This is a genomic window from Nitrobacter vulgaris (assembly GCF_031453995.1).
In the GTDB taxonomy this organism is placed as follows: Bacteria; Pseudomonadota; Alphaproteobacteria; order Rhizobiales; family Xanthobacteraceae; genus Nitrobacter; species Nitrobacter vulgaris.
In genome coordinates this window covers 1-26,223 of record NZ_JAVDPZ010000035.1, presented here as the reverse complement: position 1 = coordinate 26,223, position 26,223 = coordinate 1, and the positions used below count along the sequence as shown (strand labels likewise).

Here is a 26,223-nt window from a genome sequence, read left to right as displayed (position 1 = left end):
GCTGGATAGTTTCCAGCTGATCAGTTCCTCTGCTTAGCGGAGGAGGGGCAGCGGTTCACGCTGAAAAAACCTCACCTCGAACGAGAACGCGTTTGTGTTTCCGTTAAACGCGAAAACGTTCCGACAGGTCGTTACTCGGCTGCCATGGATTTCGCCTGCAGCGGCAGACCGAGACGCTCCCACACCTGAAGCAGCGCTTCGGCCAACTGATCGATCAGCGCGTCGTCGTGGTACGGCGACGGCGTGATTCGTAACCGCTCCATTCCCTTGGCAACGGTCGGATAGTTGATTGGCTGGATATAGATGTTGTGGTCGTGCAGCAGCATATCGCAGGCCTGCTTGCAGCGCTCGGGATCGCCGACGAAAATCGGAACGATATGCGTCGAACTGACCATCACCGGTAGACCTGCCGCGATCAGGCTCGCCTTGGTTCGCGCGGCCCGCTCTTGATGGCGTTCGCGTTCCCAGGTTGATGATTTGAGATGTCGGATCGCGGCGGTCGCCGCGGAGCAGATCGCGGGCGGCAATGAGGTGGTAAAGATGAAGCCCGGCGCATAGGAGCGCACGGCGTCGATGATCTCGGAATTGCCGGCGATGTAGCCGCCGAGGCAGCCGAAGGCCTTGGCGAGCGTACCTTCGAGGACGTCGATGCGGTGCATGACGCCTTCGCGCTCCGCGATGCCGCCGCCGCGCGGACCATACATGCCGACGGCGTGCACTTCGTCGACATAAGTCATGGCGTCGTAGCGTTCGGCGAGGTCGCAGATCTTCGAAAGCGGCGCGACATCGCCATCCATCGAATACAGGCTTTCGCAGGCGATCAGCTTGGGACGATCTGGGGCGGCGGCGCGAAGCAACTCCTCGAGATGGGCAAGGTCGTTGTGGCGGAAAACCACACGTTCGCAGCCGGACTGGCGGATGCCTTCGATCATCGAATTGTGGTTGAGCGCGTCAGAGAGGATCAGGCAGTTCGGAATCAGCTTTGCGAGGGTCGAAATACCGGTCTGATTCGAGACATAACCGGATGTGAACACGAGCGCCGCCGGCTTGCCATGCAGATCGGCAAGCTCCTGTTCGAGCTGGACCAGAGGATGATGGTTTCCAGCGATATTGCGGGTGCCTCCGGCGCCGGTGCCGATACGGGTCGCGGTCTCGACCATGGCGCCGACCACCTTCGGATGCTGACCCATGCCGAGATAGTCGTTCGAACACCAGATGATGACGTTGCGCGGGCCCTTGGGTGTGTGCAAGGTGGCATAGGGGAACCGACCGGCAATGCGCTCAAGATCGGCGAAAACACGGTAGCGCCGCTCGTCATGAAGGCGATCCAGCGCGTTACTGAAGAACTTGCTATAATCCATGACAACATCCGGATAAAAGCCCGGTACGCCGGACCGATCAGAACCTTTTTAGAGCCTTTCCCGCGGGGCTGTCGAGCCTAATCCGCAAAAGCGCCGGCTTGAGGGTTAAAAATCGCCATTAATTTTGCGCTGGAACAAAGCGGCCCTGCAACCGGCTGCCCGCTCGCGTCATGCGAGCAAGCTGATGACCCCTCGTTACGCCGCAACCGAGGTAATTCTCCCGGTCAGATCAGCGCGACGGCAGGCGCTTTCGCACTGTCCAGCGGCGACCTCATGCCGAGGCGGTCGAGCAATGCCGCGTCGCGCACGGTCTGCGGATTCTTCGTGGTGAGCAAAAGGTCGCCTATGAAAATGGAGTTGGCGCCGGCCACGAAGCACAGCGCTTGCAGTTCATCGGTCATGTATTGCCGGCCCGCTGACAGCCTTACCACGCTCTTCGGCATCATGATCCGCGCCACCGCGATCATGCGGACCAGCGCAATAGGATCCGGTCGCTCGGCCGTGGCGTTGACCGGCACCCCCTGGACCTCGTTCCACATGTTGATAGGAACGCTTTCCGGATGCGCCGGGAGATTGGCCAGCAGCATCAACATGCCGAGGCGGTCGCCGACCTGCTCTCCCATGCCGATGATACCGCCGCAGCAGAGCTTCAGCCCGGCCTCGCGTGCATGGGCGAGCGTGTCGATACGGTCCTGCATGGTGCGGGTGGTGATAATCTGGCCGTAGAATTCGGGGGAAGTATCGACATTGTGGTTGTAGAAATCGAGTCCGGCCTTCTGCAGCCGCCGGGCCTGCTCGGGCGTGAGCATCCCCAGTGTCGCGCAGGTCTCCATGCCCAGTTCCTTGACGGCGCTGACCATGTCACAGATCCGATCGAGATCCCTGTCCTTCGGATTGCGCCAGGCCGCCGCCATGCAGAACCGGCCGGCGCCGGCATCCTTTGCCCGCCGGGCGGTGTCAAGGACCGCTTCCCTGTCCATCAGCTTCGTGGCTTTGACCCCGGCGTCGTAATGCGCGCTTTGCGCACAGTATCCGCAGTCTTCCGGGCAGCCGCCGGTCTTGATGCTGAGCAGGCTCGCGGTCTCGACGTGATTGGGATCGAAATTGCGGCGATGGATGGTCTGCGCTTGAAAAAGCAGATCCGGGAACGGGAGGTTATAAAGTGTCTCGGCTTCGAGCCGCGTCCAATCGTGGCGTGTGCGCGCGACCGAATCATGGGTGCTGTCGAACGAAACCGAGGCTGAGTCCATGGCGTTATTCCCGTGTGTCTCGTCATGCGGAATCGGTTTTTGAACCGACCGCCCGCCTGGCAGAGATACCATGTGCATGGCGAATCGCGAACGACTCAAGCCGCGAAAAGCCCCAAAGCAAGAAGGGCCGGCATCAGATGCCGGCCCTTCTCTATTTCAGAACCGTGAGGTTCGGAAGTGATCAGTATCCCGGAGCAAGCGGAGCGCCCATCGGAGCACCCCAGTTGAAACGATAGTTCAGGCCGACCTTGATGGTGTGCTGGTCGTTGCGGAAGGTGCCAAAAGCTCCGACCGGACCGATGAAATTCACATTGCCAAAATCGTAGTATTGGTATTCGACCTTGCCCGACCAGTTCTGGGTGAACAGGTATTCCAGACCACCGCCGACAGTGTATCCGTCTCGGCCGCCGGTGCCGGCAAAGCCGTTGGTGAAGCGCGAGTCAGCCCAGCCGTAGCCGCCCTTGACGTACAGCAGCGCCGGACCCCAGGTGTAGCCGAGCCGGCCGGTGACCGATCCGAGGCCACGGTTGGCGAAATTGCTGCCGGTGTCGAGGAAGCTGTAGTTGGCTTCGATACCGAACACCCAGTTAGGGGAGAACTGCGTGTCGTAGCCGATCTGACCACCACCCATGAACCGGCCGTCGTTGTTGTTGTTGATAAAGCCCGGTGCAAGGACGTTATTGCTGCCACCGAAAGCGCCGCCGATGTGACCACCGATGTAGAAACCGGTCCAGTTATAGATCGGCGCGGGCGTGTAGGCCGGTGCCTTGGTGTAGGGACGCGCCGCAAGATCGGCGGCTTGTGCTGGCACGATCGCGGCCATACCGAGGAAGGCTACAGAAGCGAGCAGAATCTTTTTCATTGTGTTCTCCAGGAATTCAAGTTCCGAGCAGCCGTTCGTCGGCCCCGTCATTTGGACCCTAGATCGATTTGCCGAAAAAAGCTGTCACTGAGACGCCACACTCTGAAACGTTCGCAATCCGTTGAGGGGGCAGCAAGAGGGCATCGGACCTTGTAAGCTTAATGCCGCCCTAATAAAAGCTAAATGGAGCCTTAATTCCCGTGCCTTCCCGCCAATTTTGGGCAAGCAACACGGCTGCTGAAGCTTCCTCGGGCGGTCTCGGAGCCGCAACTCTGCGAATCACCTTTCGATTCGCGCTACTTGAGGATCGTTCGCGCTCTTCAAGGAAGGAATGGTGCTGCCAGACAGGATTGAATTGCGCTCCCCTGCGGCCTATCCGTTGAAAACATTAACCTTTTAGAGTTTGGTTTTCACGCCTGTGATACAGTTGCGAGATACAGCCGGAGCCCGAGGGTAGCGCATGCGAGCTACGATTACAGCCGCAATCTTGGTGCTGGCGATGGCGTCGCCGGCCTCTGCAGCATCGCCCTATTGCATCCCGAAAACAGATGGCACCGATCGCATTCAACGGACCGGTTCATCGTGTCCGGTAGGGTATTTCGCTACCGGTCACTGCTGTCAGAATCAAGGGAGCTGCTTGTCCATCAGGATGGTTCGCCAGTGGAGGGGGTTGCGTGAAATTTTGATTCCGAAGAACCAGCCCATCGCAGGTTGAATACATGACTTGTCAATGGGAGGGACTCGGATTAGAGACGAAAAATTTGCAATCATTAGCCGATAACGTTAGTCCGTGAGCGGGACGGCGGTTTAACAATGTATATCGAGCCTGAAATTGGAGGATGTGGAATTGTCCTAGTTGGGCATTTCAATCCGCTGATCCTGACCCCACTGTGGCTGGCCAAAAATACTGCCGTTTCTGAGCAGGAAGCGGAAGCTGCTGAGATTAGCGTAATTCACCCCGAAATCGCGGCTTTTAAGGTCGGTAAACTTCGCATTCAGGTCGAAACGCACCGTTTTAGCGTAGACTCGATAGAAGCTCCCTGGATCGATGTATGTGATTTTGTTGGTCTCGTTTTTGGAGATCTCCTATCCCATACTCCGATAAATCAAATGGGAATAAACCGATCGGTGCATTTCAACGTTGGAAGTGAAGCCGTACGCAACGCAATTGGTAGATTGTTGGCTCCAATAGAACCTTGGGGGGAATGGGGTCAGGAGTTAGCGAACTCGCCATCCGATGCACGGGCGGGGTGCACCAATCTCACGATGTCTCAACCTAAAATTCAGGCCGGACAGTCCGCAGGACATATTCAAGTTCAGGTCCAGCCTTCAGCTCGCATTCGCGGGAAGGGTGGGATTTTTGTTTTGGTCAACGACCACTTTGAGTTCGGATCACTCGAAAATACCGTGGGATGCGAAAGCGCAATCTCGTGCCTGACCAGTGAATTCGAGAATTCGATCAGAAATAGCGAAAGCAAGATAGAACTCGTTATGAGAATGAAAGACAAGGTATGAGTTTAGCTGCGCAAAAAATAGATGACACTCGAACCGAGTTCGAAATAATCGATCGACCTGTTTCTGCAAAGCAAGATCTGAAGGTTGTCGCTGACGACCTTTCGAGGCTCGTTAGCCGGGCGGTGGAAGCAAATCGTTGGACGTTGAGGTCACCAGGGTTTGACGAGCATCAAACGAGAGACAATTTGACTGTCCAGAGTGTCGTTACTGAGGGACGAGTGGTCCGTCCACCGTTGGACGATAGAATCTCCACCGCAATAGTTTCTGCATTACGGAAGCCGCCAGCCCCGCTATCAATTTCTTTGGAGCCCTTGCAAGAATGGGAAGGCTACGTCAGCACGATTGCTGAGGGATCGTTTACCGCCAGACTAGTCGATAAAACTAAAGGAAACTCAGTTGAGGACGAAGAGGCTGATTTTCCAATTGATGATTTGACGGACGAAGACCGGCAGCTGCTGGTACCAGGAGCTGTGTTTCGCTGGGTAATTGGCTATCAACGCACGATGAGCGGTACTAAGCGGCGCGTATCCCAGATTACCTTCCGGCGTCTGCCAGCGTGGACCAGAAGAGAATTGCAGCACGCGAGATCGCGCGCGGAGGAAATGGCGAGCACGATTCAATGGGACTAAGTACAAAATGGACGGGCCAAAGCCTGATCAAATTGAAATTTGTACATTCGGTCCTGGCTTCGGTGAATGCTCCGTCATCCATCTAGGAAACGACAACTGGATAGTCGTGGACTCTTGTCTCGATAGCGAGACTAAGACTCCCGTTGCCGTAGATTACCTTGCATCGATTAAAGTTCATCCTTCAAGGGTGCGAATGGTCGTAGCCACGCATTGGCATGACGATCACGTTCGTGGAATGGCAAAGCAGCTTGAAGTTTTTTCGTCTGCAAAATTTTGCGCTTCCTCCGCGCTAACAGCGAAGGAATTTCATGCGACGGTCATCGCATATGAGGAACGGCATAATATCAGTGTCGGTTCCGGCGCCAGTGAAATTACGAAGGTGCTTAACATTTTGAAAGAGCGAGCTGGATTTAGCACGCCCATGCGAGCTTCACCGAATAGACCGATACTCGTGTTGAACGCTTGCGACACAGCGCATGGTCTCCCGGTCACCGTTCGTTCTCTGTCGCCCTCAGATAAACAATTCGATTTGTTTTTAACGCAGATGACTAAGCTCTTTCCTACGGCGCTCAAAACAAGGACACGCATACCGGACGATGACCCTAATCACATATCAATCGCACTTCATATAGAAGTAGGCGATCAGGCAATTCTCTTGGGTGCCGATTTAGAAGAAAACGGGGATCCCGAACTCGGTTGGTCTGCAATTGTGAATTCGCAAGAGCGACCTCAAGTTATCGCTCGCGTTTTTAAAATTCCGCACCATGGCTCCAGGAACGGTCACTGCGAGCCAGTTTGGTTTAAGATGCTTTCGCATGATCCTATCGCGGTACTCACTCCTTACAATAGAGGCCGTAAGCTACCTTCTGACAGAGACATCGCTCGCATATTGAGTCAAACAACAGATGCCTATTGTACGAGCCGCAAGAGATTTCAAGTTAGGCGCGACCGTTCACCGGCAGTCCTAAAGCAAATTCGGGAGACCGTTGACCGCTTGCGACCTTTGCAGGAAAAAACCGGCTGGGTCCGCATTCGAAATGACGGGTCTGAAAATCCGACAAGTTGGAGCGTTGAAATGAGTCCGGAGGCTTGTCATCTAACGGACTGGACGGTGTGACAAAAACCAAAGATTACCTATGTGCCGCCGCCTTCAAGCGCCCGGTAAACAGAAGCGCGCCCGATCTTGAGTGTTTTGGCAATAGCCACCGGCCCTATACCTTGCGCCTTGAGCGCCCTGACCTTATCAACATCGATCGACGGCTTCCGGCCTTTATAGACGCCGTTGGCCTTAGCCTTGGCGATACCTTCAAGCTGGCGCTCCTTCCGCAGATTGGTTTCAAACTCCGCGAATACGCCCAGCATATCGAGGAATGCCTTCCCCGCTGCCGTGCCGGTATCGATCGGTTGTTCGGTGGCTTTGAGGCTTGCGCCCTTCGCCCGCACGGCCCGGACGATATCCTGAAGGTCACCAATGGAGCGGGCTAACCGGTCAATCCGAGTGACGGTCAGCACGTCACCGGCCCGCAGGAAGTCTAGGATCGTCTGCAGCTCAACTCGCCCCGTGGTGCTAGTGCCCGAAACCTTCTCGGAACGGATCACGTCACAGCCCGCAGCCCTGAGCGCGGCGATCTGAATGCTCAGGTCCTGGTCGGTGGTGCTAACCCGCGCATAGCCAATTGTGGTCATTCGATTGCCTCTGTCTCATTTGACTCTAGACGTTAGATTACTAATGTCTCAAAATACCAGAGTCAACTCTATTGAGACATTAATTTTGTCTCATGGCGTTGTCCCACGAGGGTTTACCCTATTGGGACATGAGACCGATTGAGAGTTGAGCCAGAAATCAAGATGGGCTTGGCACCGATCAATCAGGAACACCAATCGCACCACCCGAACGGTTCCCTCCGCCAGCTTCGGGTAGCCGCAAGATGATCCCCGCAGCGTATCCGAACATTCGCACCGGCCACCCGGCCTCCGATCGATTTCCAGAGGCTCAGGATCGTGGGGCCTCGTGTTGCTGTCGTCCCTGGACCAGTAGCCCCGCGCCACGCGAAGCATCGTCTCCGTTTCCAGCGGTGAAAATGACGGCTGGCGATTTTTTTATTGTCACCGCCCCCCGCATGGGGAGGGACACTCATGCTTTCGAGCATCCCACGCGATGTCATATCGCGTAAAACCCATGCCCCTCCGCACGAGAGGCAACCCCCGAAAACTTAAGTACCCACCACATCGGCAAACCGCTTTTGCGGCGCGCTCCTTAAAAGACGACTTACTGAGAGAACAATGAGTGAAAACCTAAATATCCGATCTACTCTAACCGCCGTCAACGAAGCCTCGCCAGTGATCCGCAATGTCATCGCGGACCTTAAAAAACTCGAACGTGTCGGTAAAAGCTTCAACGCGGCGTTTGCTAACCTAGGCCGTGGAGGGATTACGTCCCTAGATGGTTTCTCCCGTGCTGCGAAAAGTGCAGCGGCGGAGATGCATGGCATTGCCAACACGGCAAGGTCCGCAAGCCGGTCCTACTCCGAATCATGGACCCGCGCGACCGAACATCGATTGAATGAAAATCGTCGGCTTTACGCTCAGCTCGATCGGATGGAGGCAACATACCGGCAGCAGATTGAAAGGACTGCAGCGGCGGAACGTCGTGCGGTGCGCGGTGGCGGTATCGGTCGCGGTGGCATTGGCAGCGGTCGCTTGCCCGTTCCCGGCCTTCGCTCGCTCGCTATCGGTGGTGTCATCGGTGGCGCTGGCATTGCAAGCGCTCTTAAAAAGAGAATAGAGGTTCAAGCGGCTGAGGTCCGGTCACAGATGTTCGGAGACCTATCCGAAACCGAAACGGAAGCGCTTCGCAAAAGTTTCGCTGATAAGGCTGGCATTCGTTACGGCATCGGCACCTCGAAAGCGCTTGACGCTGCTACCGAAGGTTTGAAAGCCGGTATCGCAAAGCAATTCGCTGGAGAATTTGGCGATCTGGCTTTGAAGGCTCAAGCTGGATTGGACGTCCCATCGGAAGATGTTGCGAAGCTCCTAGGTCGCCTCGCGACTCAGATGCCATGGTCAAAGGACCGTTTCAGCAAAGTCCTGAACGCGGTGGCTATTGCAAACCGCGACACCGCCTCCTCTGGTTCCGAAATAGTGGAAGCTACACGACGTTCGCTCTCGGCACTCGTATCCACGAGGATGTCGCCGGAGCAACTTGCGGCCATCAATGGCACGAATATTTCACTAGGTGTCCAGCCGTTCAAGGCAGGCACATTCTTATCGTTCCTAACTTCTCAGGTCGCCGGAGCCAACTCCGCCCGCTGGAATACGCAACAGGCAAAAGACCTCAGGTCGGCCAGTATGGCGCTCGGTTTTGGTGGTCGCGACGGTATAGCGCAGGCCATGCGAGACAATCCGGTCGAAACTTACCTAAAAATCCTAGATCAGCTGGCGCAGATGCCGGAAGTGCTGCGAACGAAAGTTGCAAAGCAGCTTGGCGGTCGTGAATGGATGGACGAATTGCTGACGGCGGTTCTAGGCCGCGACAAGCTACGCGAAGTCCTGAAGGATATTAGTAAGAATTCGGGATTTCTCGATAAAGTAGCACTTCAGAAAATCGGCTCGATGCAGGGAAGATGGGCTTCAATCGCAGCCGCCTTCGGACTTGTTTGGGAGAAGATCGGCGGGGGAATGGAAACCGCGTTCGATCAGATCAGCGATGCTATCCTTGATCTTGCCGATCGATTCAACTTCGACTCCGTCAAAGATCATTTCGGCGCTTTTGTAGACGGACTCCGCGAAGGGTTTGGCCTCAAGTCCTGGGGGCATGCCGTCAAAGCGCTCACTAGCGAATTTGACGCGGGAACGATCGCAAAATGGCGGTCGTTCGGCAAAGGTTTCGCCGGTGGTATGCGAGAGTTCGGGGAGAGTTTGGCAACCGCGTTCAAGGCGATCCGGATCATAGCGGGTAGCTCGAACGATCCCGAAGGACTTGGCCGCCTCACTGCGAAGCTGACGGGCCTTGTGGTTACCTTGGCGCTCTTGTCGCCGCTCTTGTCCGCGTTGTCTATCTTCAGCGGCCTCATGTTCACGCTGGCCAGTCTGAATCCATTCGCGCGGCTTGCGCTTGGGCTTACAGCGCTCGCTTTCGGTATCAAACGAGTTCTGGACTTCGTTGCGGACAAGCTATTTGCGGTGTTCGTGAGCATCGTGGATTCGATCAAGAATGTAGCCTTATCGATCATCAACACGGTGCGGGGCTGGATCGGCCTTGCCACTCTAGGTGGCAGCCATGGCGCTTCCGGCTCATGGACCGAAGGCTCGACCGGTGGTGCTTCCGGAGGATGGAGTCCAACCTCACAGAAAGCCGCTCAGTCCTTCAATAGCCCCGGCGCAACGCCTGCGAGCTACGCTGGTAGCGGGTTAAACAGTGACGCCTACGGCAAAATGTTTGCCGGTACCGTATTGGCAGGCAAGTCCGCTCAGATCGCAGCAGCGGCAAAGTCGAACGGTATTCCACCCGAATTGCTAGGAGCCGTAATTGCGCACGAAACGGGCCGTGGTCGAAATGTCCGCTTCAATAACGTCGCTGGATTGTTGAATCCGGAGACAGGCTTCCGGACCAAACAAGGCTTTGCGAGCCTTGATGATGGGATTAACGCAGCTGCCCGCACGGTTGCGAAAAGCTATCGGGCTGCCGGTGGTGACCTTGAAAAAATGGGAGACCGGTATGCACCGATAGGGGCAGCTAATGATCCGAGCGGCCTGAACAAAAACTGGCCAACTGCCGTTGCCGGTTATCAGCGTCAGCTATCATCGTCCGGTATCATGGGTAAGGACCCGGTTGCCGTAGCAAGCCAATTCATTGGCAAAAACGAATATCGGGACCGCGCTGACCTTACAAACTTCGTGAAACATGACGTGATCGGTTCTGCTAACGCATGGTGCAGCCGTTTCGTAAATGCCTCTTTACGGGAAGCCGGAATTATTGGCAGCGGAAGCGCTGTTGCTAATTCATTCCAACGTTGGGGGACTGGCATCAATCCCGCTAACGTCAGTCGTGGCGATGTTGCGTTACAGCCGAATGGCCGTGGTCCTGACCAACCCGGTGGCCATGTTGGCCTTGCGACAGGCAGGACCCGAATGGTCAATGGGCAATTGCAACTCGAAATGTTGAGCGGCAACGATGGCGATAGCGTCAAGACTAGTTGGCGCAACGCTAATCGACTCATGATCCGCCGCCCATCGATTCAAAACGTCCCGCCAGCTGAGGCCGTCAAGAATGTTCCGGGTGTTATCCCGAATGGCGATGCGAGTCTCGGAGGCGGTGGTCGCAATGGAAACGTCGCGATTCACATTAATGGTGGATCACATGATCCGGAAGCACTGGCCCTTCTGGTGCAGCGTCGCATCGACGAGTCGATGAACTGGCGCACCCACGAAAGCGAGAGCGAATACACTTAAGCGGTGGTGGTGTGGATGGGGTCGTCAGTTTTTCTCAGGGCTGGCGACCCCTTTTGCATGAAAGCTAACAAATGCTCATGGACACACCGACGCAGGGTTTGTTTGATGAGGCCAGTCGCAACTATGGAATTAACGAAATGAAATTCGAGTATCGAGGTTACGAAGGCGAGTATGACGTGAAAACCGGTCAACACATTGCTAGATCGTGCGACGGTGATCTTTGTCTTGTTTCGGTCAGCCAGTCACGTTTACGGAAAGCTATCGACCAGTTATGGGAGGCACTTCGGTGCCTTGATACTGATCCGATGAGGTTGCTCGATATTGAATCGATGGCCATCCCAGGATGGATTCGGCAATGGCTTCGATCAGGTTCTAGCCGGGTCGATATCGATCGAGCATTTGCCACCGGTCATCTCTAAGCCCATCACATCGTCACGTCAGAGCGCTCTGTTGGAGAGCGTATGGCGAACACTGGCCATGGTATGTTCTACTTTCGTCGCTGGCCGATGCCTCATGAGACCGAAAAAATCCGCTCTTGGGTAGGCCACGGTCGATCCAACAACTCTGCCAGGAAGGACCCACCCGACTCCCAAAAAAAGGCCGTAAACCGCTACTTAAGTTACTGTAATAATTACAATTGTTTTCGGATAATCGGTTCTGCTACCGGGCACTTACCCTCTGTTTTTCGGGGGTGTTCTCCGGAGCGGAAAGCGGCGGACTGGGGAAAGTGAGAACGGTCGTGCGGGTGCGGGGTTTCGAATGGACTCATTAGGTGCAAGCCCGCACCATCATCAACCGTCACACTTCACACCGAAACACACTACGAGGAGAAAATAACTTGTCGCGCTTCTTCTACGATGCGGACGCTGCGAAGCCGTTTCTTTCGGTCCGCTTAAACAGTCACTTGATGGGTCGGATCGATGAGGCCCGACTCCGGCTGAAAATATCGCGGTCCGACCTAGTTCGCCGGGCGATCAACGACATGCTGGACAAAATGCAGATCGCAGAATCGGCGTAAGCAACGTCGCACCTAACACCACCCCAGACACACCAAAGGCCGCTCTGGAAAGCGGCCTAGGTGAGACTATTCGACAACCAAAACTGAGATTGAAGAATGCACGAAAATACTGAGAAAAGCAAGATTGAAGTAAACGTGAGTCGCTTTCGCCGCGCCATCGATTTCACTGATGAATTCACTTCCGGAGAACGGGCAATAGCAGGGGTGATTGCCGATCACTTCAACAAAGAAGAAGGGTACTCATTCCCAACATACAAATATCTTGAACATGTCTACGGCTTTAGCTCTTCCATGGTCGCCAAAACGATCGATAAGATCAAACGCGATTGGATGACTGTGGATGGCTCAAAACGGAATAATTCTTACCGCCTAAATATGTTGAAAGCCGAATCGGTTTTGAAAGAACTTAAGAAGGCTCGTGAGGAATGGAAGTCGCGAGACAAGGACGAAGTGGGTGATGATTCCACCGTGTCAGAGAGCGCGCCACGACGGGCTGCCCGTTCGAACAGAGCGCAACGGCGTGTCCGTGAAAGCGACACGGAATGTGGTTCTAACCGACAAGGGGGTGTCGCGGAGGACGACAAGGGTACTTCTCAGGAAGAAGTAGGTGCTGCTCAGGAAGAAGTAGGTACTTCTCAGGAAGCAGTAAGCGAACTGCTCAGGAAGAAGCCTAATGTCCAACCTAACGCCCAATGTAACGCCCAATATGATTGTCCAAATATAAAAGAATCCCCGAACTGTCGTCGGGGCAGCGCGCATAATGCTGAGAGTGACGCGCCTTCGGCGTCTTCCGGCATAGATGAAAAAGCTCAGCCGGAGAACTCTAGCAAGCCGGTGTCGAAACACGGAGCTTACCAGTCGTTAGAAAGAATGCTGGCCGCGCAACCTAAAGAAACCGGTGATGAAGAGCATCCTAGGGGTCGTGGCGTCGATAGAGGTGCATCAGTTCGATTCTGGAATTTGGTGAAGGACGGTGTTCATTGGCGTCGAATAGAGATCGCCTATGACCGTCACATCAGACTACAAGCCAGGCAAGAACTATACGCGAGATCGTTGTGTTCGTTCCTCAGAGATATGGACGAGGATATCGTGTCGCCGGATTCCTACTACTATGTAGCTCCGGAGGAAGGTGACAGTGACGAGCCTGTGCTTCCGGAAGTGGCGAACAATGACAATCAACGATCCCAGCAAAAGCGAGCGGTGGGAGAAGAGTGGTATCACTACCACGAAGATCCACGGTTTTAGGACTCGGTCCTAAAGTTAGCGGTCTGGCGAAACAATGACCCGGCAGGAACTAAGACTGCCGGGACATCTACAGCTAGCCGGCCCTTTCCAACGCCTTTCTTTGCCGCGACGTTGTCCACCGATGCGATACCGTATACGGGTATAGGGCCATCAAAGCAGCCAGACCTAAAAACGCACCAGCGAGGATCTTAGGGGCCGCAGAGGGGTCATCGCTGGAACACATGCCCCGGGTCGGTATTCTTAGATCATGAGCGCCTTATGCAAGATGATCTTCGCTTTCGCGATCGTGGCATTGCCGACATGCTCATTTGCTCAAGATCAAAGCCGGGTGGATGGACGGTTGGATGGCCGGGTGGAAAGCCGCATACCACGGGATTTCAGACAGCATCAAACCACCCCCGAACCGGAGCGTCCGCTTTTTACCCCGTGCTTCCGCGCCCTTAGGAGGCCGAACGGCGCGCTAGTCGTGCTGAACTGTCAGCCATTTCCGCCGTAGGAAGCAGATTGCCGGGTGTAGATGCAGGTAACTGAGCGGCCCCCCGATTACGACGCCTCTCCTGGCCGCGACGTTGGCGCTGGGTGCGAGCCTTCCCCCCTCTGAATCCCACATTCCAGTTTCTCCAGGTAAAGTCTCAGATCGTTCTGGAGGTGCACCAGGACCCGCGCCGCACCCGTGCAGTCGAGCTCGGCATCCAACAGCGCCTGCATCTCGCGGGAAGTTTTCCTGATGTCTCGGCGAATGCGGGCGATGTTCTGTTTCAGTCGGGCTTGATTGATGTCCATGGCCGATCTATAAAGAACAAATAGGGAACACACTTCAAGCGCAAAATGAAGCCGAGCCTCAGAAAATGTCCCGTCTCCCAGAACACATGACCATGAGCCCCGACCAAGCCGTGACCCTCAGGATGTTAGCCTTGGAAGCCTACCAGGAGCGGATGTTCGATTTCCGCCTTACCCATCAGGAGGCGCAGCGCCGAATTGATGAGTTGAAAAGGGAAATCGCCCTCGCCGATTCCTTCTAGCCGCCCGTCGCGACAAGCCCGGACCACCGTTTGGCGGGGTGCGTTTAGGCCTCGTGGAAAGACACTGGCGCCAGGGGGCTTTGTTCACAAGGCCGTGGCCCAGCGGCCCAATAGGAACGACAAGGAGGTGAGAAGATTAAACCTTGTGGAAGTCCCCCCAGCTTCCACCCCCGGAAAAGAGCCCGCCATTCCCCCGTGGCGGGTTTCTTTTTTTGAAACCTCGGAGACCTTCGCGATACTAACTACGAGGCACCCGTCGAGGTTGAAATGAGCAAACTACTCCCCTGTCCGTTTTGCGGTGAGCAACCGAATCTTTGGTCGGAGCGCGACCGCAACCCGGAGCTGGATAGGATTAGGGACAGGGCTCACATCGAGTGCGTAAACCCGCTCTGTAAATCCCAGCCTTCCACGGCTGCCGTCGCTACGATTTCGGATGAGGCAAAAGAGCGTGCAAGCGAATTTTGGAATACTCGTCATGAGGCGGAGGAAGTCGGCTGGATCACGCGCTGAAAACTACATCAGACGCGACAACACAGAGCAGTCCGCTGAGGCGATTCTAGATTGATCTCAGGGGCAGGACCATACTATTGGTTGCCACCATGCCAGCGCTCGAAAAGAATACAGAAGTAGAAATGCAATATTCCAAACTATCGTTTGCCGCCTCGCCCCTTGCTTCCCGTATAAAGAGCATTTTATTATTATGTGGTGATATTTACAACTATAAGTTTATTGACGGAATCATCATATGCGTGGTATTAAGTAGGTAATATCGCCACTGTACCATACACAATCTGAACCGAACCGCCTTAAGGCGGTCTTTTTCATTTCTACCCCAGCCCGCGCCTTTCAAGGCGGCGGGTTTTTTCGTGTTTGAAGGAAAAACTACATGTCTGATCTCACTGATTTAACCTACTCCCCCATGGTCAGGGTCTCTCTCGCCTTGCCGCAGAAACTCCTCAAAGCACTCGACGCCCAAGCAACAAAGGATGACGCCAGCGCACCCAACCGTTCCAGCGTAATCCGGCGATACCTGATCGGTGGTTTGCGCCGCGAGGCCGCGTGATGCAGGCCCTTGAAGATGTATTGGCCGACGAATGCGATCGGAAGGGTCTCAGGCCGACGCCTGAGGCATTCCGGAAGATGCTCACCGAGGCAATCGGTCGCCTAGACTCCCACCGCATGATCTCCTTGCCGCAAGGATCGATCAGCTTGCCGGATTTCGTCCGTTCCTTCGTTTCAGAGCCGGAGACAGCCTCCAAGAACGATCATCGTAAACCGAGCCGGAATTTGACAGCCGAGATGAAGCAAGAAATTGCCGAAACCCGCAGCCGGTCGCTTCCCTCGGATTGGTCTGCCGTCCGCGAACGCATGACCGGCAAAACTGCCCAGATGATGGATGAAATCGCAGCCGCTCGCAAAGGGACAGCGCGGTAATGAAAACGATCAATCAAGTCCGGTCCGAAGCCATAGAGCGCAATCGGGCCTTTTCTGAAGTGATAAACCTACGCGACGCCATATCGGATGCCCGTAAGCGTCTCGCATCGATTGAAGCCGATCTAGCCGCACGGCCACGACAACCCACCGACAACCGCGACCGAATCCGCACCCATATCGCGGACCTTGAATCGAGTCTTGCCGAGGCTGAGGCTTGGTGCAGAGAGATCAACCCCGATCAGCTTCTTGAGTATGATACTAAGATTGCCGCCGCAGAAGAGGCCGCTAGGGTGGCAAGGGAGGCTGAGGAAGCTGCTTCAGCGATCGCACGGCGCGAGGCGGCGACCAACGCTGAGGCCGCCAGGAAAGCCCAATTTGCGGCTCGTAAGCGCCAGCGCGAGGAAACAATCGAATATCGGTAGAAACCGGAGCTCAATCTCGCTCGCAAACTGCCGGGGCTGCGCCCGTGGTCCCGGAGTTTTTTGAGGGACCGGGCTGAGGATCAGTTAGAATCTTCGGCATGGCTTTAATGACGTGAGTCATTGCGAGTACTGACACGTCGCCACCGTAGTCGTCAGCAGCTGTTCGCGCAGCGTGGCCTTGGATGGCTTCAACCACCCGCTGGTCAAGGCCTAAGTTGCGGGCGACGGCCTTGAACCGGTGCCGCCAGCCATGACTCGGTTGAACAGGCTCTTTGATGATGCCCCGAATAAAGGTCGTGACCCTCTTGTTGACGCCCTTGATACCGGTCGCTTTGCCGCTATCGTCTGACGTAACGAACAATGCGCCATCGGCTGATGCCTCGACAAATTCGAGGAAGCCAAGTTCTATGATGTGAGCGTGAAGGGGGACGACCCGAAACTTACCCCCTTTGACCGTTCCGGCTTCAGGCAGGATTTTGATGACGCGGTACCCGGCCTCCTCGGTAACGTCCTTCTTTCGTAGCTGGGCTATTTCTCCCAGCCGGGCACCGCTGTAGGCTAATAAGATCGGCACCCATCGCTTCGCAGCGGCTGTCTTGGGGCTTTCCTTCTCACCCCCCTGATAGGCCAGTGCGGCCGTGAAGATCAATCTAGCTTCATCGTCGCTAAACCACGGGGGGCGTGATCGTTTGCGCTTCACGCGCTCGCCTTTGACCCCGGCGGCGGGATTGAACGGGAGCTTCCGGTTTTTCACAGCCCATCCGAAAATGGCCTTGATCGGGGGTAGATCGGCATCCTTCCACGTTTTTGCTGTCACCCTGTCTTGTCGTTCAGCTTTATAGGCGACGATATCGTCCTCAGTAACTTTGGCCGGATTGTCGTGCTTGAGATAAACCTTAAAGCGTTCGATGGCCTGCGGATAAAGCTCGTTGATGGTTCGATCAGAAAGGCCTCTAGCCTTAGCTTCCTTTGCCCATCCGGACACGAGATCGGCGAAAGTCATGCGAGGCCGGATTATCTCAACCTTATCGAGGGACGGAAATCGATCGGCTTGCGGATCGTCCCGGAAGTCGCCCTCTGAATTTCGTTTCAATTGCCATCCGGCGTAAATAACCGCTTTTCCTACGTCCCTCAGAAAGTCGCGCCTGCTGTCGGGGGTCAGCCGGAGTTCGTAAGAGAACAATACCCAATCTGCTAGGAGGCCATACCGGGCCTCGATTGGTCCATCATGCTTTCCAACCTCTAAGGCGTTGACGGCATCCGTGAGATTATCGCCCGGAAATAGATCGCGAATGACCGCGCGGTCGCCGTGAATGTTTGTCGGGATCAATGGCGGAATATGATCAAGGCCGAGTCGGGCTTCAGCGGCGGCACGATTGAACGCCTTGAACCGGGCAACGTGCTCCGTCGTTCCAGGATCACGGAAATTCATTTCAACGATCATCCGATAAGCAACGCCCGCGAGTCCTGTCCGGTCATGCTTGTTTGCCGTCACTGGGTCCGCTTCGTAGAGCCGGAACAGCCGCTCGATATGTTCTTCAGCGTCCCGGCCACGTCGACCGGCTATGCCATCGTCAGACGTTTGAAGACTGAAATTAAGGAATTCGCCAACACAGGGTGTTGCCGTGAGGTGGTCAGCGTACCCGTCGCCATGCTGGGAAAAAATCAGGACCGGTTTTCCGCTCATGGCCTCCCGAGTCTTCGGGAAAACCCTGATTTTGAACCACCAGTTGTTCGAGTTTGGCCGCTTATAGAGGTGCATTCTTCGGCGCTTCATAGACCTTGCTGTGATACAGTCCCGTGATACAGTTAGGGCTGGTTTCTCAACAAAATCAATGTATTCAAGTGGATGGGTGGTGCTGCCAGACAGGATTGAACTGTCGACCTCTCCATTACCAATGGAGTGCTCTACCACTGAGCTACGGCAGCAAGCCCCAACGCGGAATCAGCCTATGGCCGACAAGGCGGGCCGATCCTTGCCACAAGGCTGTAGGGCGCGCAAGCCGAGGCGGCTGCGTTGCTGCGAATCGGGCGGGCCAGGGCGATCGCTATCGAGGCGGACGAACCGCGCCTGTGGAAGGCTTGGTTGCGGCAGCCGCGCCGGCATGTATGTTGAATTCGCCTGCTCCTTCCAGATCGAGGATCGGGCGCATCCGGACTCCCGAGCGGAACACCATGATCGACAACCGCGACACCGACCGCGACGCGGAGAATGGAAAACGTCGGATGCGGCTGAGGGCGGCGCTGCGCGAAAACCTCAAACGGCGCAAATCGCAATCCCGCGGACGAGCCGATCAAGCCGCTTCCGCGGAAGATCCTGAACCGGAGTGTCGGGACGAATGATGCCGAAGCCACTCGCTCTCTTCGGTGCGCGACAGGCGCGAAGAGATGGCGCTTGCCGCGCGATGTTCTAGCTAGTCTATTTTTTGCTTCTGACTGAATCAGAAACGAAGCTCTAGATTTGTTGTTTTGACGCGTTTTCTTCACGCGAACCGGTATCTACTTTGCTCGAAAACGCTATAAATCATCAGGAAATCATCCGGCCGACAGGTTGTAAGCTCCTCTCAACGCCCTGATTTGCGAAGCTTTCGAGCGCGGGGCGATTTCTCTTCTACTTCATCCATAGAAACGGAAATGGGTATGGATCGCATTCGCATCGTCGGTGGCAACAAGCTCAACGGCACCATTCCGATTTCTGGCGCAAAGAACGCGGCGCTGCCTTTGATGATCGCCGCGCTGCTGACCGAGGAGACGCTGATCCTCGACAACGTGCCGCGGCTTGCGGACGTTGCGCAGTTGCAGCGTATCCTCGGAAACCACGGCGTCGACATCATGTCGGCGGGCAAGCGCTCGGGCGATCACGAATATCAGGGACAGACCCTGCACATTTCGGCCGCGAACGTCATCGACACCACCGCGCCGTACGAACTGGTCTCGAGGATGCGGGCCAGCTTCTGGGTGATTGCGCCGCTCCTAGCACGGATGCATGAGGCCCGGGTGTCATTGCCCGGCGGTTGCGCCATCGGCACCCGTCCGGTCGATCTCCTGATCATGGCGCTGGAAAAACTGGGCGCCAGGATTGCGATCGACGGCGGCTATGTGATCGCCAGCGCGCCCGGCGGCCTGACGGGCGCCGAAGTGGAATTTCCCAAGGTGACCGTAAGCGGTACCCATGTTGCGTTGATGGCGGCAACGCTGGCGAACGGCACCACCATCATCACCAACGCGGCCTGCGAGCCGGAAATCGCCGACGTCGCGGATTGTCTCAATAAAATGGGCGCGCGCATTTCCGGGGCGGGCACGCCGCGGATCGTCATCGAGGGCGTCGGCAGGCTGGCTGGCGCACGGCACACCGTGCTGCCCGACCGGATCGAGACCGGCACTTATGCGATGGCGGTGGCGATGACCGGCGGCGAGGTGCTGCTGCGCGGCGCGCGGCCGGAGCTGTTGCAGTCGGCGCTCGATGTGCTGACCGATGCGGGCGTTGTCATCACGCCGAACAATGAGGGTATTCGGGTCGCACGCAACGGCGTCGGCATCAATCCGGTCACGGTCTCCACCGCGCCGTTTCCGGGATTTCCGACCGACCTTCAGGCACAACTCATGGCATTGATGACGCGCGCCAAGGGAACGTCCCATATCACCGAGACAATTTTCGAAAACCGCTTCATGCACGTGCAGGAGCTGGCGCGGTTCGGCTCACGCATTCATCTGGACGGCGAAACCGCCACCATCGATGGCATCGGGACGCTGCGCGGGGCGCCGGTCATGGCGACGGATTTGCGAGCCTCGGTGTCGCTGGTGATTGCGGGACTTGCCGCCGAAGGGGAGACCGTGGTCAACCGCGTCTACCACCTCGACCGCGGTTTCGAGCAGCTTGAGAAAAAACTGTCGGCGTGCGGGGCTTCGATCGAGCGGATCAGCGAACGGTGATCCGATTTTTACCGTTCCCGCCAGCTTCGCGCCGCCGGAGCGGGCTCGTGCCAACCGGTTTCGGGCACGATCATCCTCGATCAAGGATGAAGACAAGTCAGTTTTTAACGTTGAATCAGGCGTCAGGTGTCTCGAAGGGTTGACGGCGATTTGAGGCCGCGCCATTGAGCGCTGTACCCGAGAGCGGGTTCGCTCCATGAGAGCCTTTCCGCTTCTGATGGACTCGGAAGCGGGGCTCTATGATTTTGATTCGACGCGTTTTCTTCATGCGAGCCGGTGCCCACTTCGCTTGAAAACGCTATAGGTCTTGCCGGAAACATTCCCATGCCGATCCGTATCGATAGCCGCAGCGCCGATTTTGCCTCGCGCTTCCGGGCGTTTCTCGCGACCAAGCGCGAGGTCTCGGCCGATATCGAGGCGGCCACCCGTGCGATCGTCGATGACGTGGCGGCACGCGGCGATGCGGCGCTGATCGAGGCGACCCGCAGGTTCGACCGGCTTTCCATTGATGCCGCAGGACTCCGCTTCACGGCCGCCGAGATCGACGCCGCCGCGGAGGCTTGCGACACGGCGACGCTGGACGCGCTGAAACTGGCGCGCGATCGGATCGAGATTTTTCATCGCCGCCAACTGCCGAAGGACGACCATTTCACCGACGCGCTCGGCGTCGAGCTCGGCTCGCGCTGGACTGCGATCGAGGCGGTCGGACTTTACGTCCCGGGCGGCTCCGCGGCGTATCCGTCGTCGGTGCTGATGAACGCGGTGCCGGCCAGGGTCGCCGGTGTCGCCCGCGTTGTCATGGTCGTGCCCTCGCCAGAGGGCAAGATCAATCCACTGGTGCTGGCGGCGGCGCGGCTTGGCGGTGTCTCCGAAATCTACCGCGTCGGCGGCGCGCAGGCGGTCGCTGCTCTCGCCTACGGCACCGCGACCATCGCGCCGGTAGCCAAAATCGTGGGACCGGGCAACGCCTATGTCGCCGCCGCGAAGCGCCAGGTATTCGGCAGGGTCGGCATCGACATGATCGCTGGTCCCTCGGAAGTTCTTGTCATCGCCGACGACACCGGTAATGCAAACTGGATCGCTGCTGACTTGCTGGCGCAGGCGGAACACGATGCCAACGCGCAGTCGATCCTGATCACCGACAGCGAGACGCTTGCCGCCGACGTCGAGCGTGCCGTGGAGGCGCAACTTGCAACACTGCCGAGGGCGGACATCGCGCGCGCCTCATGGACCAATTACGGCGCCATCATTCTGGTAAAGAGCCTCGATGAAGCGGTGACGCTGGCGGATGCCATTGCCGCGGAGCATCTGGAGATCATGACAGCCGACCCCGAAAGCCTCGCCACGCGAATCCGAAATGCTGGCGCGATCTTTCTCGGCCCCCACACGCCGGAGGCGATTGGCGATTATGTCGGCGGCTCCAACCATGTGCTGCCGACGGCACGCTCGGCGCGGTTCTCATCGGGCCTTGGCGTGCTTGATTTCATGAAGCGAACATCAATCCTGAAATGCGGACCGGACCAGTTGAAGGCGCTGGGGCCGGCGGCGATGACCCTGGGCAAGGCCGAGGGCCTTGACGCCCACGCCCGCTCGGTCGGAGTGCGTCTCAACTAGTGGAGCGAATTTGACATCCGCCTCTCATCGCGCCGAAACGGGATGCGAATGTTGGAATTGGACCAGCAGGCGATGAGCCAGGACTCACCCCAGGATGATTCTCGCAATTGTATCGTGGCGGTCACGCTCGATGAGGATTCGATCGGGCGTTCCGGGCCGGATATCGAACACGAGCGGGCGATCGCGATCTACGATCTCGTCGAGAAGAATCTGTTCGCGCCGGAAGGCGCGGAAGGTGGCCCGTTCACGCTGCACATCGCGATCACCGGCAACCGCCTGATGTTCGATATCAGGCGCGAAGACGGCGCGCCGGTGGTGACGCACCTGTTGTCCCTGACCCCATTTCGTCGGATCGTGAAAGACTACTTTATGATCTGCGACAGCTATTATCAGGCGATCCGTACCGCGACGTCGGACAAGATCGAAGCCATCGACATGGGCCGACGCGGTGTTCACGACGAAGGTTCACGCACGCTTCAGGAGCGACTGAGCGGCAAGGTCCGCGTCGATTTCGAGACCGCGCGGCGGCTGTTCACGCTGATCTCCGTCTTGCATTGGAAGGGTGGCGCATGATCCGAATGGCGGAACATCTGTCGCTGTCGCGATACCTGCGTGATGGTTGCGCGGAGGGCGCGCGCGAAACGAAAGTGGCCTGAGCGCATGGCCGCGCCGGCGCGCGTGGACAATCCCCAGTCGGTGCTGTTCGCCTGCGCGCATAACAGCGTGCGCTCGCCGATGGCGGCGAGCCTGTTGCAGCACATGTTTCCGCGAACGCTCTATGTACGATCCGCCGGTGTCCGGACCGGTGAACTCGATCCGTTCGCCGTCGCCGTGATGGCCGAACTGGGCCAGGATATCGCGAAGCACCGGCCGATGACGTTCGAAGAAGTCGAGGACTGGGAAGGTCTCAACTTCGATCTCATCATCACGCTGTCACCGGAAGCCCATCACAAGGCGCTGGAATTGACGCGGACGATTGCAGCCGATGTCGAATACTGGCCGACGCCGGATCCCACCAATGTCGAGGGCAGCCGCGAGCAGCGTATGCAGGCCTATCGCGACGTCTGCGACGGATTGCTGTCACGTATCCGCAAGCGCTTTGCTCGGGGGGGCGCAGGACTCAAGGCATGATTTGCGAGAACGGAACCGGTTGAGCGAGAGACCACCGCGGTTCGTCAGCTTGACGTCCGGTAGATACTAGACGGCCCATCGGCCCCATATCTTCGGGAGCATCGTTTCGTTGCAAGCTGCGCGATCAGCGTGAAAAGCCACTTGCAGTCGTGAGCTTGCCGAGCTTCCGCGATGAACGCGAAGTACCACGCCGCCTCTCAAATTTGCGAATCACGGACGAGACTTGGGGTGCCGATACCGGTTTGCTGAGAAAAAAGCCTTGCACTTCATCGCAGCCTTCAGCGGCGGCCTGATCAAACTGGGCGATGTTCTCCACGCCTTCGGCAGTGATTTGCATGCCGAGGCTTTTTCCAAGGCTCACGATAGCGCGAACGATCAGCTTCGACCCTTCCGTCGAGGTCAAGTCATGGACGAACGATTGATCAATCTTGAGCTTATCGAAGGGAAAACTCTGCAGGTAGCTCAAAGAAGAATATCCCGTCCCGAAATCGTCAATTGCGATCCGTAAGCCAAGCGACCGGAGCTTGTGCAGGGTCGCCATGGTTTCCGTGCTATTCGTAAGAAGCACCGACTCGGTGATCTCGATCTCCAGGCGTCCGGCTGGTAGCCGCGAGTGCATCAGCGCCGATGAGAAAGCCTCGACGAGGCGCGGGCTACGGAATTGTACGGAAGAGACATTCACTGAGACCTTGATGTCGTCTGGCCAGGATGCAGCTTGTTGGCAAGCCTGATCAATCACCCATTCGCCGAGCCGAATAATGAGACCAATCTCCTCGGCCACAGGGATGAACTTTTCGGGAGACACGAGGCCGAGCTGCGGGTGACGCCACCGCAGCAGAGCTTCGAACCGGCAAATCTTTTCAAGTTTGAGATTGTAGATTGGCTGATAGACCAACTCAAACTGGCCATTCGTCATCGCGTCCCGAAGATCGAGTTCGAGAGCGCGGCGTTTCTGTAGACTTTCGTCCATCTCAGTTTCAAAGAACCGCCAGACGCCGCTACCTTCAGCTTTGGCACGATACAACGCCAAGTCTGCATTCTTCAGGAGCTTTTCGCCATTCGAGCCATCGTGAGGAGCCAGCGAGATACCGATACTACAGCCGATGACAATCCGTTGTCCGTTGAATTCATAAGACTGTCCGATGCATTCAACGATACGTCGTGCAAGTCGCTCCACATCGTTAGAGTCTCGCGTGCCTGCTTGGATGATGGCAAACTCATCGCCGCCCAAACGAGCGACGGTATCGATCTCCCGGACACAGGCGAGGAGCCTGTCGGCGACTGCACAAAGCAGCTCGTCGCCGATCGGATGTCCGAGTGTGTCGTTGACCTGTTTGAAGTTGTCGAGGTCCAAACATAGAACGCTGAATCCAGCTCCGCGTCCGGCTTGGGCAATAGCTTGTTCGATCCGCTCCGCCAGCAGCAGACGATTCGGGAGGTGGGTGAGGGCATCGTGACGGGCCATAAAAGCGATCTGAGTCTCCGCCCGCTGCTGCTCGGTGACGTCTTCGCAAGTTTCCAGCCATCCGCCATCGGAGGTCGAACGGCGGTCGATACGAATAATGCGACCATCGCTTAAACTCTGAAAATAGCTTCCGATCTCCGAGCGCGATATGGACGACTCCACGAGTTCATCGAGGGTCTGACCCGCGTGATTTCCTGCCATGATGCTCAGCTTCAGAACAGATTCGAACTGCATGCCAGCGCGGACATGGCCGGAAGGAATGCGGAAAATCTCGCAGAAACGACGGTTGACGACTTGCAGGCAACCATCGTTGTCATACAGACACAAACCCTGCGACATGTTGTCGAGAGCGGCATCGAGTCTTCGGTTGGTCTCGTAGAGTTGCTCTTCCTGCCTCTTTAAGGCTGTGATGTCGCTGAAAACTACGATCTCGCCGCCTTCCTGGGTCTTGCTACGGCTGACGCGCAGCCACCGACCGTCCGGTAAACACGCTTCGCCTGTGGGGTCGTCGTTCGCGAGGAGCGCCGGGCCAGTTGAGGGAAACGCAATCTTGAATGTGTCTAGCGAGTCGAACCGGAGAAGCTCCGGTGCACTGGCAAGAAATTCGCTTGAGCGGGAGTTGGCCAGCGCGATCTTTCCGTCAGGATGAAGAAGAACGACGCCTTCGCGGGAATTTTCAAGCGCATCGGTCAAACGCGCTTGTGCGGACCTCCGCTGAGCGATTTCACGCCCAACCATATCTTTAATATTATTTCGCATCACGCTCATCGCGGCGATTAACGTACCGAGTTCGTCGGCTCCTCCCCTGGGGATGTTAACATCGAGCTCGCCCGCCGCGATGCTTCGTGCGGCTTTGGAGGCAACAGCAACCTGCCCAATAATACGGCGGCTTAACAGCCAAGTGACGAATCCGGAGAGAAGAAGCGCGATGGCGATAGCGCCGAGATTGAAATGCAAGTCACGATCAATCGCGGACAGAGCTCGTTGGCGGAACAAAAAGCCGTCGCCAGCAGTGTGGTTGATCAAAAGATCAATCTGCTGGTCAACGGTCTTCGCGTAGCCATCCAGGCGGTCGACATAGATGGCGCGGTTATTCACATCAGGTACTTTGCCGCCGTTGCTATACAGCGTGGCCCATTCACTGACGGCTTTGCGTACCTTTGTGACCGCATCAGTCGCGCCGGGGGACTGAGACCGTTCGGCGGCGATATTCAGATCGTCGTAAAAGGTACTTTCAAGCCTGGTAATTTTTTTATCAAGCTCGGTGCGCGCCTGAAGGTCGAGAATCCCCAGTCGCCGGGAGGCGACTGCGCGCATTTTAGAGAAGTCTGCGGCCGCTGCCCGTGCGTAGTTGATCGACATCAGAGATTCGTCGAATGTTTTGGCAACAAGACCGCCAGCGTGCTTGATGCTTTGCATGGCGTAGAATCCGAGAGCCGCCGTGATGGCACTCATTAACAGATAGCAAACCAGGATCTGTGTTCGGATTGTGTTACCCGCCGGTATGCAGGAGCGTATGCTTTCGTAAGCAGCGTGGAACAGCGCGCGATTTGCCCCGACTCCTGACGACATACTCGCACCCACACGATGGCTCCACTTCCGTCAGCGACCGAAGAATAAGCCCTACTTTCAGGGATAGCCCTGGCGATAAGGGCATTCGAAGGTGACATCACTCATCGGAATAGCGATATAATCTTTACGGCCGGTGTTGAGTAAAGGTACTTCTGGATTATGGTAACCAGTTAGTGCATCGAATCGTTCTAATTTACAGTTCGCGCATGAAGGTCTGACGGAGCAACGGAATGCATGTGCTCAGATGGATTTCGATCCTTCTAAGACGGAGTGATACGCATGTTTTGTTAGCAGTGTTA

The 26,223-nt window shown here is 56.6% G+C and carries 22 protein-coding genes and 1 tRNA gene; 15 read left to right on the top strand and 8 right to left on the bottom strand.

What is annotated here, in order from left to right; genetic code table 11:
• Positions 1 to 131: 131 nt before the first annotated feature.
• From hemA to GGQ85_RS17075, 3 genes are all read right to left on the bottom strand, one after another.
• Positions 132 to 1,361 carry a 5-aminolevulinate synthase gene (hemA, locus tag GGQ85_RS17085; protein WP_079445317.1) on the bottom strand — a complete coding sequence of 410 codons (1,230 nt, stop codon included), beginning with the start codon at positions 1,359 to 1,361 and terminating at the stop codon, positions 132 to 134.
• A gap of 224 nt (positions 1,362 to 1,585) precedes the next feature.
• Entirely contained in the window at positions 1,586 to 2,611 is a 1,026-nt protein-coding gene (gene bioB / locus GGQ85_RS17080; protein ID WP_309775539.1) for a biotin synthase BioB, read from the bottom strand.
• A gap of 181 nt (positions 2,612 to 2,792) precedes the next feature.
• Complete coding sequence (locus GGQ85_RS17075) at positions 2,793 to 3,473, bottom strand: outer membrane protein (RefSeq protein ID WP_079445395.1); 681 nt, start codon at positions 3,471 to 3,473, stop codon at positions 2,793 to 2,795.
• Positions 3,474 to 4,286: 813 nt separating this feature from the next.
• Here GGQ85_RS17075 and GGQ85_RS17070 point away from each other — a divergent pair.
• The 3 genes from GGQ85_RS17070 to GGQ85_RS17060 all read left to right on the top strand — a co-directional run bounded on the left by GGQ85_RS17070 (position 4,287) and on the right by GGQ85_RS17060 (position 6,734).
• On the top strand, positions 4,287 to 4,988 hold the full coding sequence (locus GGQ85_RS17070; RefSeq protein WP_309775538.1) for a hypothetical protein: 702 nt from the start codon (positions 4,287 to 4,289) through the stop codon (positions 4,986 to 4,988).
• 311 nt (positions 4,989 to 5,299) lie between these two features.
• Positions 5,300 to 5,617 carry a hypothetical protein gene (locus GGQ85_RS17065; protein WP_309775537.1) on the top strand — a complete coding sequence of 106 codons (318 nt, stop codon included), beginning with the start codon at positions 5,300 to 5,302 and terminating at the stop codon, positions 5,615 to 5,617.
• Positions 5,618 to 5,624: 7 nt separating this feature from the next.
• Positions 5,625 to 6,734, top strand: coding sequence for an MBL fold metallo-hydrolase (locus GGQ85_RS17060; RefSeq protein WP_374708916.1), 1,110 nt, complete (start codon positions 5,625 to 5,627; stop codon positions 6,732 to 6,734).
• A gap of 17 nt (positions 6,735 to 6,751) precedes the next feature.
• Here the strand turns inward: GGQ85_RS17060 and GGQ85_RS17055 are convergent, their stop codons facing one another.
• Positions 6,752 to 7,303: a recombinase family protein gene (locus tag GGQ85_RS17055; RefSeq protein WP_309775535.1), complete on the bottom strand. Its 552-nt coding sequence runs from the start codon at positions 7,301 to 7,303 to the stop codon at positions 6,752 to 6,754.
• Positions 7,304 to 7,900: 597 nt separating this feature from the next.
• Between GGQ85_RS17055 and GGQ85_RS17050 the strand changes: the two genes are divergently transcribed.
• The 4 genes from GGQ85_RS17050 (at position 7,901) to GGQ85_RS17040 (ending at position 13,331) form a co-directional block, all read left to right on the top strand.
• On the top strand, positions 7,901 to 11,068 hold the full coding sequence (locus GGQ85_RS17050; protein ID WP_309775534.1) for a phage tail tape measure protein: 3,168 nt from the start codon (positions 7,901 to 7,903) through the stop codon (positions 11,066 to 11,068).
• A gap of 71 nt (positions 11,069 to 11,139) precedes the next feature.
• On the top strand, positions 11,140 to 11,487 hold the full coding sequence (locus GGQ85_RS17045; RefSeq protein ID WP_309775533.1) for a hypothetical protein: 348 nt from the start codon (positions 11,140 to 11,142) through the stop codon (positions 11,485 to 11,487).
• Positions 11,488 to 11,840: 353 nt separating this feature from the next.
• On the top strand, positions 11,841 to 12,086 hold the full coding sequence (locus GGQ85_RS20945; protein ID WP_374708915.1) for a ribbon-helix-helix domain-containing protein: 246 nt from the start codon (positions 11,841 to 11,843) through the stop codon (positions 12,084 to 12,086).
• A gap of 96 nt (positions 12,087 to 12,182) precedes the next feature.
• The gene (locus GGQ85_RS17040; protein ID WP_309775532.1) at positions 12,183 to 13,331 is read left to right on the top strand and encodes a hypothetical protein; all 1,149 of its coding nucleotides are present in this window, start codon (positions 12,183 to 12,185) and stop codon (positions 13,329 to 13,331) included.
• Between the two features lie 543 nt (positions 13,332 to 13,874).
• On the opposite strand, the gene GGQ85_RS17035 is transcribed toward GGQ85_RS17040, so the two are convergent.
• Complete coding sequence (locus tag GGQ85_RS17035) at positions 13,875 to 14,114, bottom strand: hypothetical protein (RefSeq protein WP_309775531.1); 240 nt, start codon at positions 14,112 to 14,114, stop codon at positions 13,875 to 13,877.
• 131 nt (positions 14,115 to 14,245) lie between these two features.
• Here GGQ85_RS17035 and GGQ85_RS21095 point away from each other — a divergent pair, with 131 nt between their 5' ends.
• The 4 genes from GGQ85_RS21095 to GGQ85_RS17025 all read left to right on the top strand — a co-directional run bounded on the left by GGQ85_RS21095 (position 14,246) and on the right by GGQ85_RS17025 (position 16,209).
• Positions 14,246 to 14,353 carry a DUF3072 domain-containing protein gene (locus GGQ85_RS21095; protein WP_445376082.1) on the top strand — a complete coding sequence of 36 codons (108 nt, stop codon included), beginning with the start codon at positions 14,246 to 14,248 and terminating at the stop codon, positions 14,351 to 14,353.
• A 267-nt stretch (positions 14,354 to 14,620) separates the two neighbouring features.
• On the top strand, positions 14,621 to 14,863 hold the full coding sequence (locus GGQ85_RS20940) for a Lar family restriction alleviation protein (protein WP_374708914.1): 243 nt from the start codon (positions 14,621 to 14,623) through the stop codon (positions 14,861 to 14,863).
• Between the two features lie 376 nt (positions 14,864 to 15,239).
• On the top strand, positions 15,240 to 15,416 hold the full coding sequence (locus GGQ85_RS17030) for a hypothetical protein (protein ID WP_309775530.1): 177 nt from the start codon (positions 15,240 to 15,242) through the stop codon (positions 15,414 to 15,416).
• A gap of 370 nt (positions 15,417 to 15,786) precedes the next feature.
• The gene (locus GGQ85_RS17025; RefSeq protein WP_309775529.1) at positions 15,787 to 16,209 is read left to right on the top strand and encodes a hypothetical protein; all 423 of its coding nucleotides are present in this window, start codon (positions 15,787 to 15,789) and stop codon (positions 16,207 to 16,209) included.
• Positions 16,210 to 16,219: 10 nt separating this feature from the next.
• Here the strand turns inward: GGQ85_RS17025 and GGQ85_RS17020 are convergent, their stop codons facing one another.
• On the bottom strand, positions 16,220 to 17,896 hold the full coding sequence (locus GGQ85_RS17020; protein ID WP_309775528.1) for a tyrosine-type recombinase/integrase: 1,677 nt from the start codon (positions 17,894 to 17,896) through the stop codon (positions 16,220 to 16,222).
• Positions 17,897 to 18,063: 167 nt separating this feature from the next.
• Positions 18,064 to 18,138: transfer RNA gene (locus GGQ85_RS17015), tRNA-Thr, on the bottom strand.
• Between the two features lie 711 nt (positions 18,139 to 18,849).
• On the opposite strand from GGQ85_RS17015, the gene murA reads away from it, so the two are divergent.
• From murA to GGQ85_RS16995, 4 genes are all read left to right on the top strand, one after another.
• On the top strand, positions 18,850 to 20,142 hold the full coding sequence (gene murA / locus GGQ85_RS17010) for a UDP-N-acetylglucosamine 1-carboxyvinyltransferase (RefSeq protein ID WP_309775527.1): 1,293 nt from the start codon (positions 18,850 to 18,852) through the stop codon (positions 20,140 to 20,142).
• Positions 20,143 to 20,466: 324 nt separating this feature from the next.
• Positions 20,467 to 21,756, top strand: coding sequence for a histidinol dehydrogenase (gene hisD, locus GGQ85_RS17005; RefSeq protein WP_309775526.1), 1,290 nt, complete (start codon positions 20,467 to 20,469; stop codon positions 21,754 to 21,756).
• A gap of 72 nt (positions 21,757 to 21,828) precedes the next feature.
• Positions 21,829 to 22,329, top strand: coding sequence for a UPF0262 family protein (locus tag GGQ85_RS17000; protein ID WP_079445397.1), 501 nt, complete (start codon positions 21,829 to 21,831; stop codon positions 22,327 to 22,329).
• An 87-nt stretch (positions 22,330 to 22,416) separates the two neighbouring features.
• Positions 22,417 to 22,887 carry an arsenate-mycothiol transferase ArsC gene (locus GGQ85_RS16995; protein WP_309775547.1) on the top strand — a complete coding sequence of 157 codons (471 nt, stop codon included), beginning with the start codon at positions 22,417 to 22,419 and terminating at the stop codon, positions 22,885 to 22,887.
• Positions 22,888 to 23,011: 124 nt separating this feature from the next.
• On the opposite strand, the gene GGQ85_RS16990 is transcribed toward GGQ85_RS16995, so the two are convergent.
• A complete protein-coding gene (locus GGQ85_RS16990) occupies positions 23,012 to 25,807 on the bottom strand; it encodes an EAL domain-containing protein (RefSeq protein WP_309775525.1) in 2,796 nt (931 codons plus the stop codon).
• Positions 25,808 to 26,223: the final 416 nt, after the last annotated feature.

What these genes read in the sequence shown, in the direction of transcription:
- hemA (WP_079445317.1), bottom strand. Translation starts at nt 1,361, where the DNA reads ATGGATTATAGCAAGTTCTTCAGTAACGCGCTGGATCGCCTTCATGAC.
- bioB (WP_309775539.1), bottom strand. Translation starts at nt 2,611, where the DNA reads ATGGACTCAGCCTCGGTTTCGTTCGACAGCACCCATGATTCGGTCGCG.
- GGQ85_RS17075 (WP_079445395.1), bottom strand. Translation starts at nt 3,473, where the DNA reads ATGAAAAAGATTCTGCTCGCTTCTGTAGCCTTCCTCGGTATGGCCGCG.
- GGQ85_RS17070 (WP_309775538.1), top strand. Translation starts at nt 4,287, where the DNA reads ATGTATATCGAGCCTGAAATTGGAGGATGTGGAATTGTCCTAGTTGGG.
- GGQ85_RS17060 (WP_374708916.1), top strand. Translation starts at nt 5,625, where the DNA reads ATGGACGGGCCAAAGCCTGATCAAATTGAAATTTGTACATTCGGTCCT.
- GGQ85_RS17055 (WP_309775535.1), bottom strand. Translation starts at nt 7,303, where the DNA reads ATGACCACAATTGGCTATGCGCGGGTTAGCACCACCGACCAGGACCTG.
- GGQ85_RS17050 (WP_309775534.1), top strand. Translation starts at nt 7,901, where the DNA reads ATGAGTGAAAACCTAAATATCCGATCTACTCTAACCGCCGTCAACGAA.
- GGQ85_RS17045 (WP_309775533.1), top strand. Translation starts at nt 11,140, where the DNA reads ATGCTCATGGACACACCGACGCAGGGTTTGTTTGATGAGGCCAGTCGC.
- GGQ85_RS17040 (WP_309775532.1), top strand. Translation starts at nt 12,183, where the DNA reads ATGCACGAAAATACTGAGAAAAGCAAGATTGAAGTAAACGTGAGTCGC.
- GGQ85_RS17035 (WP_309775531.1), bottom strand. Translation starts at nt 14,114, where the DNA reads ATGGACATCAATCAAGCCCGACTGAAACAGAACATCGCCCGCATTCGC.
- GGQ85_RS20940 (WP_374708914.1), top strand. Translation starts at nt 14,621, where the DNA reads ATGAGCAAACTACTCCCCTGTCCGTTTTGCGGTGAGCAACCGAATCTT.
- GGQ85_RS17030 (WP_309775530.1), top strand. Translation starts at nt 15,240, where the DNA reads ATGTCTGATCTCACTGATTTAACCTACTCCCCCATGGTCAGGGTCTCT.
- GGQ85_RS17025 (WP_309775529.1), top strand. Translation starts at nt 15,787, where the DNA reads ATGAAAACGATCAATCAAGTCCGGTCCGAAGCCATAGAGCGCAATCGG.
- GGQ85_RS17020 (WP_309775528.1), bottom strand. Translation starts at nt 17,896, where the DNA reads ATGAGCGGAAAACCGGTCCTGATTTTTTCCCAGCATGGCGACGGGTAC.
- murA (WP_309775527.1), top strand. Translation starts at nt 18,850, where the DNA reads ATGGATCGCATTCGCATCGTCGGTGGCAACAAGCTCAACGGCACCATT.
- hisD (WP_309775526.1), top strand. Translation starts at nt 20,467, where the DNA reads ATGCCGATCCGTATCGATAGCCGCAGCGCCGATTTTGCCTCGCGCTTC.
- GGQ85_RS17000 (WP_079445397.1), top strand. Translation starts at nt 21,829, where the DNA reads ATGAGCCAGGACTCACCCCAGGATGATTCTCGCAATTGTATCGTGGCG.
- GGQ85_RS16995 (WP_309775547.1), top strand. Translation starts at nt 22,417, where the DNA reads ATGGCCGCGCCGGCGCGCGTGGACAATCCCCAGTCGGTGCTGTTCGCC.
- GGQ85_RS16990 (WP_309775525.1), bottom strand. Translation starts at nt 25,807, where the DNA reads ATGAGTGCCATCACGGCGGCTCTCGGATTCTACGCCATGCAAAGCATC.